The 6,125-nt window shown below is 40.4% G+C and carries 6 protein-coding genes and 1 tRNA gene; 6 read left to right on the top strand and 1 reads right to left on the bottom strand.

Going from position 1 to position 6,125, the window contains the following annotated elements; genetic code table 11:
* Window positions 1-250: 250 nt before the first annotated feature.
* Window positions 251-1,729: a DASS family sodium-coupled anion symporter gene (locus tag E7204_RS02925; RefSeq protein ID WP_295181391.1), complete on the bottom strand. Its 1,479-nt coding sequence runs from the start codon at window positions 1,727-1,729 to the stop codon at window positions 251-253.
* 206 nt (window positions 1,730-1,935) lie between these two features.
* On the opposite strand from E7204_RS02925, the gene E7204_RS02930 reads away from it, so the two are divergent.
* From E7204_RS02930 to E7204_RS02955, 6 genes are all read left to right on the top strand, one after another.
* Window positions 1,936-2,019: transfer RNA gene (locus E7204_RS02930), tRNA-Leu, on the top strand.
* 312 nt (window positions 2,020-2,331) lie between these two features.
* Complete coding sequence (locus E7204_RS02935; protein WP_295181393.1) at window positions 2,332-2,574, top strand: hypothetical protein; 243 nt, start codon at window positions 2,332-2,334, stop codon at window positions 2,572-2,574.
* An 18-nt stretch (window positions 2,575-2,592) separates the two neighbouring features.
* Window positions 2,593-2,886 (top strand): DUF1440 domain-containing protein, encoded by a 294-nt coding sequence (locus E7204_RS02940; RefSeq protein ID WP_366483456.1) that lies wholly within the window; start codon window positions 2,593-2,595, stop codon window positions 2,884-2,886.
* A gap of 484 nt (window positions 2,887-3,370) precedes the next feature.
* Window positions 3,371-3,934 carry a TetR/AcrR family transcriptional regulator gene (locus E7204_RS02945; RefSeq protein WP_295181397.1) on the top strand — a complete coding sequence of 188 codons (564 nt, stop codon included), beginning with the start codon at window positions 3,371-3,373 and terminating at the stop codon, window positions 3,932-3,934.
* The gene (locus tag E7204_RS02950) at window positions 3,927-5,057 is read left to right on the top strand and encodes an efflux RND transporter periplasmic adaptor subunit (RefSeq protein ID WP_295181399.1); all 1,131 of its coding nucleotides are present in this window, start codon (window positions 3,927-3,929) and stop codon (window positions 5,055-5,057) included. The genes E7204_RS02945 and E7204_RS02950 overlap by 8 nt, the downstream gene beginning before the upstream one ends.
* A gap of 11 nt (window positions 5,058-5,068) precedes the next feature.
* Window positions 5,069-6,125: efflux RND transporter permease subunit (locus E7204_RS02955; protein WP_295181400.1), on the top strand; the 1,057-nt coding region annotated here is incomplete at its 3' end.

The raw sequence follows: 6,125 nt of genomic DNA on the forward strand, positions 1-6,125 counted from the left end.
CAATGAAAAACGAATAAAAGAGAAGTTGAATTGGCTAAGCCCGGTAAAGTATCGCTTAAAGAATACAGTAGCATAAAAAATTCCGAGAAACCTATTCAGGCTTCTCGGAAATAAAAGTCTAACTTTTTGGGGTCACTACATGGTAGTGGCTTTTTTATTAAAAAAGGCGGTAACGATTGTGATTTAACTCACATTTCGTTATCGCCTTTAAGCTATAGGTTTTAATGAAAACTAAGTTTTAAATCCTAAATTAGATTAATTTCGGCAAAATGAATTCAATCCAAGGAATACCGATTACGATGAATACCGCAAGGTAGATGATGCCGAAGATGGCACCCAATTTCCAGAATTCAGGGCCTTTTACATAACCGCTGGCGAACCATACAGGGCTATGACCGGTGCCGTAAGGTGTTAAGATACCCATAATACCCATTGGTAAGAGTAAGATAATCATAATCTGGCTGGCGTCAGCGCCCGGAATTTGTAAGGCTAAGGTTGCAAATAAGCCAACCATAGCGGTTACGTAGGCTGTACCGGAAGCAAAAAAGTAACGAAGTACACAGAAGGCAAAGAGCATACCTAATGTCGCCATAGTTACATCGAGACCTACGAGGTAAGTACCGGCGGATTTTGCCAACCAATCAAGGAAACCTACGTTTTTAAGACCTGCTGCCATTGGTACCAAGGTAGCAAACCAAGTTAATACATTCCAAGCCGGTTTATTGGCTAAGAAGTCATTCCAGGTAATGATTTTAAAGAGAACCATCAGAATGATAACGACTAAAGCCGTTGTAGTTGGGTTAACACCGAACGTAGAAGAACCAATCCAAAGCGTTAAGGCGATGAGCGAGATAACCGCCATAGCGATTTCAGAAGCACTCATGGCACCTAATTTGTGGAATTCTTCTTTGGCCCATTCGGCAATCTCAGGGGAACCTTTAACTTCCGGAGGGCAAAGGTAGTATGTCAAAATCGGTGTGATTAAGAACAAGATGATACCTACCGGTGCTACTGCTAAGAACCAACTTGTCCAGTTAACGGTAGCAACACCGGATTTGGCAGCCAGTTCAACCGCCAATGGGTTCGGTGCCTGGCCGGTGAGGAATAAGGTACTGGATACGCAAGTCGTTGCTAAGCTGATCCAACATAAATAGGAGCCGATACGGCGCGGATTTTTGTCCGGATAGCTGTCGAACATTGGGCAAATACTGGATACGATAGGGTAGATAGTACCACCGCTACGGGCTGCATTACTTGGGATAAATGGTGCTAAAATAAGGTCGGTAATAGCAATGGCATACCCGAGACCCAAGGAGGATTTACCTAATTTTTGAACTAAGAATAACGCGATGCGGCGACCGAGACCACTGTTTTGGTAACCGATACCGATCATGAAGGCGGCAAAGATTAACCATACGATGGCATTGGAAAAACCGCTGAGACCCCAGTTAATGGCCTGACCGGCTGTAGTTGGGACGATTTTACCGGCTTTTTCAACAACCGGCATACCTACGCGGAAGAGGACCGCTAAGGTGATGGCAATCATACCGATAAAAGCAGGTGGCATTGGTTCAAGAATGAGGCCGACAACTAAGGCTGCAAAAATACTTACAAAAATCCATGCACCTGAAGATAGGCCTTCCGGTGCGCCAATGGCAAATACAATGAGTCCTACAACAATTGGGGCTAAGTACTTCCATAAGGCATTAAAACTCAACTTTGATATCATATTTTTTATCTCCTTTCTGATGATACAAAAGTACTTCTTATTATATAGAAATATAGGAAATAGTAAAGTGAATTATTGATTAAAATTACACATTATGAGAAATAGATATAAGTTACCGATTTATTTTTACGACTTTGAAAATTTTTTGTAAAAAATGTGTTGACAGGTTTGTAAAGTTTGCGTATAATAGTCATTGTTCCGAACGCGCCGGAGTGGCGGAATGGCAGACGCACTTGACTCAAAATCAAGCGGGTAACACCGTGTGGGTTCAAGTCCCACCTCCGGCACCAAGCTAAAAGACGCTCAATTGAGCGTCTTTTTTTGTTGTCTAAACAGCTTCAAAATAAAACGCCTTAGTAGGACTGAATCTTGTTTCTAATAGTGATCTTGGTAAACTAGGTATTATATATGGAGTGGCAGTATAAAAATCTGACAAAATTATCGTAAACTTAACTGCATTTTAATTATGACAATTTATCGTGACAATATTTTAAATAAATTGATTTAATTTGATTGATAATGATTACTTTTTATAGAATTTTAATCATTATTGTGATAAAATGACGACGTAGTAGTATTTGCAAGAGAAAGGGGGCTTTGTGATGAAAGTAGGTTTTAACTACATCACAGAACCAAGCAGACGTCGTGTAGGTTTGTCTGTTTTAATCGGTATTATTGTCGGCATTATCGGTGCCATTGCTAAGTGGGGGTGGGAAGTTCCGTTTCCGCCGCGTAATCCTGATATTTTCTGGCCGGTTGACGCCATGTCGCGTGTTACACCGCCAAAAGTAGTATTAGACATGTTACATATGCCTGATTTATCCTATACATTCTCCGGTGTTTAGTTACCGCTTGATGTATTTATTGTGCATGTTTTATTCTCCATTGTATTTGGTATTATGTATTGCGTAATCGCCGAATATTGGCCGCGCATTAAAATGTGGCAAGGTTGTGTATTCGGATTCTTTGTCTATATCTTTGCCCATGTAATTGTAATGCCTTTAATGGGCTTAGTTCCACCTTTGGCTGAAATTCCGTTTGATGAAAACTTGTCCGAATTATTCGGTCATCTTTGGTGGCTTTGGATCATGGAAGTAGCTCGTCGCGATTTACGAAATCGTATGACCGGTGAACTTGATCCTGAAAAGTATATTTAATTAATAAAACCTCTTTGTTTTAGGTATTCAGAAATGCGCTTTAAAGTAGCATTTATGACCAAAATAACTTAAAACAAAGGGGTTTTTATTATATCGAAAAAAGTAGAAAGATATAGTATAATAATTATTGACAAAATTATATTTTTTCGATAAACTGAAACATGGTACTAGAGTTTTCGGTTCGGTTTTCATTTGTTTTATAGAAGTTGAATTGAAGGCTTTTTTAGAATAAAAATGTTGGTAATGCGTAATGCCTATCAATTTTTTATATAGTGTTTACTATGGAGTTCAAAAAGTGTGTCAGATTCTGGGTAAAGACTATTTTATAGTGATTGTTATAGTGTAGTGATTATCCTTATATATCTTATATAAGTGATGAGCAGTATAGTGTAATAATTGCTTATTTTTGTATTTTGTGTTTTGTGGAAGTGATTCATTATGTGTATAAGAAACCACAGTGTGTATGTTGATGGAGGAGGCGACAATGAAACAGCGAATTCTTGATGCGGCTGTAGCCGAAATAGAGTTACACGGCTCTTCATTTCGTATGGATGACTTGGCTAAGCGCCTTAATATTAGTAAGCGTACTTTGTATGAGAATTTTCATTCTAAGAATGAAATTATTGAACGCATTTTGTTTGATAAAAGTCAGGATTTCTATAATTTGCATAAGCAGATATTAGAAGATGAGAGCCTGGATACGGTGACTAAGCTAAAACGTTACTTTACGGTGAAATCCGATTTGTATGCCACAATCAGCGGCGATCATTATCGTCTTATGTTTGCCTCGGTGCCATCTTTGGTAGACCAAGTAATGCGTACAGTTGAAAAAGATTGGGAGTTACTGGGGAACTTTTTAAAAGAACAACAACGATTAGGTGTTATTAAAGATGTGGATATTGATGTATTAATACTTATGTTTAAAGGTGTTTTACGCATAGTATTTTACGATAGCCTAGCTAACCCGGAAGATTGCAAAGAGCTTTTGTCAGAGGCTATGAACATAATATTGCATGGTATTTTGAATGAGGAGGATAAGAATGAGTAAGTTTCGATTATTGGGTGGCATTGTAGCCGGGGTGGCGATGATGCTGGTGGTTGCCGGTTGCGGTAAGGAAGAAGCGCAACAACAGGCAGTTGCAGTCAACACATATAAAATTGTGGCCACCGATACACAGATTGCAACGTCCTTTAACGGTACCGTTACATCGCAGAATAGTACAGCCATTCATGCGCGTGTTTCCGGTCACGTTGTAGAGAAGTATGTTAATGGCGGCGAACAGGTTGTTAAAGGCCAGCCTTTATTCCGTTTAGATTCCCGTCAGTATGAAGCTAATTTAGCCAGTGCTCAGGCTAATGCAGCATCGTCCAATGCATCCTATTTAAATGCGGAACGCGATTTGCAGCGTTACCAGCAATTAGCTAATGAAGATGCCATTGCTCGTCAGACTTTGGATACCCAAGCCAGCACGACGGAACAGCAAAAAGCTGCTTTAGCGGCCAATGACGCAGCGGTTCGTATTGCTCAGGATAATTTGCAGGATACAGTTATTTATGCACCGTTTGACGGTACCTTAGAAATGGATGATGTTGATTTAGGTGCTTATGTAACGGCCGGCAGCACTACGTTAGTTACTATTAATACAGTAGATCCTGTATATGTAGAATTTGCCATGAGTGAAGCTGAATATCTTGACTTCATGAAGAATAAACAAGGTCAGAATTTAGCTAATGTACCGTTACAGCTTCGTTTATCTGACGGTTCTATCTATCAGTACACCGGTACGTTGGTGCAGGCTGCTAAGAATTTGGACAGCACATCCGGTCAGTTAATGTTCAAAGCCTCCTTCCCAAATCCACAACACATGTTATTACCTAATATGTATGCGTCTGTTGTATCACCGGGGGATATTATTAAAGATGCCATCTTAGTTCCGACTAAAGCCATTACCTATGTACTCGATAAATCCTTCGTATTTACGGTTGATGAAAACGGTAAAGTTACTCAGACTCCGGTTGAAACCAGCGGTACTCAGGGTATTTATACAATTGTTAAGAGTGGTATAAAACCGGGGGCAACGGTTGTTGTTGACGGCTTAACCAAGATTCGTAACGGTGTAACAGTTAACCCTACGGCGTTGACTAAAGACCAGATTGAAAAGACGAAATAAGGGGGGATACTGTGTCGAAATTTTTTATTAACCGACCTATCTTTGCCATCGTTTTGTCCTTGATTATTACGATTGTCGGCCTTGTGTCAATGTTAACCTTGCCGATTGCGCGTTATCCGGAGATAACACCGCCACAGGTTCACGTAACGACTAGTTACGTCGGGGCATCTGCAGACGTTGTAAGTGATACGGTAGCGTCCGTAATCGAATCCCAAATCGTAGGGGTTCAAGATATGGACTACATGACATCAACCAGTAGCAACAGCGGCAGTTACTCTTTGACAGTCCAATTTAATCAGGGTACCGATGCGGATATGGATACGGTAAATACTCAAAACCGTGTACAGCGTGCCTTAGCTTCCTTACCGTCGGAAGTACAAAGTGTCGGTGTTATTACAACTAAATCTACCGGTGATATGTCCTTGGTATTTGCTTTGAAATCTAATGATGCTGATACATATGACCAGACATTCTTAAAAAACTATGCATCCAACTACATGATGGACGAAATTAAATCCATTAAGGGTGTTGGTAGTGTGCAGGAATTCGGTGCTGACTTTGCTATGCGCGTTTGGCTCGATCCAAGTAAAATGGCTCAGCATAATGTAACCATTGCTCAGGTAACCAGTGCTATCAGTGCCCAGAACAGACAGGCCGCAGCCGGTTCTTTAGGTACTGATCCAACGCCTAGTACACAGCAAATTAATCGTAACATTTCCATTCAAGGCCGTTTAATTACGCCTCAGGAATTCGGTAATATCGTTATTAAAACCGACAGTAACGGTAACTTGCTTCGCTTAAAAGATGTATCTACAATTCAGCTTGGCTCGGAAGACTATGGTTTTAATGCCAAGAGTGATGGCCGTCCAATGGCTGCGTTTGCCGTATCTTTAACAAGTGATGCGAATGCGATTGAAACAATCGGTCAAGTAAAGCAAGTTCTGGAAAAACAAAAAGATAGTTTACCACCGGGCGTTGAATACACAGTTATCGTAGATAATACGAACTTCGTTATTGCGTCCATCGAAGAAGTAGTTCAGACCTTCGTAGAAGCGTTAATTTTGGTAG

The organism is Veillonella sp. (assembly GCF_015058545.1).
GTDB lineage: Bacteria > Bacillota > Negativicutes > Veillonellales > Veillonellaceae > Veillonella_A.

Bases quoted from the DNA above. Each gene is read 5' to 3' on its own strand.
- E7204_RS02925 (WP_295181391.1), bottom strand. From the start codon at position 1,729: ATGATATCAAAGTTGAGTTTTAATGCCTTATGGAAGTACTTAGCCCCA.
- E7204_RS02935 (WP_295181393.1), top strand. From the start codon at position 2,332: ATGAAAGTAGGTTTTAACTACATCACAGAACCAAGCAGACGTCGTGTA.
- E7204_RS02945 (WP_295181397.1), top strand. From the start codon at position 3,371: ATGAAACAGCGAATTCTTGATGCGGCTGTAGCCGAAATAGAGTTACAC.
- E7204_RS02950 (WP_295181399.1), top strand. From the start codon at position 3,927: ATGAGTAAGTTTCGATTATTGGGTGGCATTGTAGCCGGGGTGGCGATG.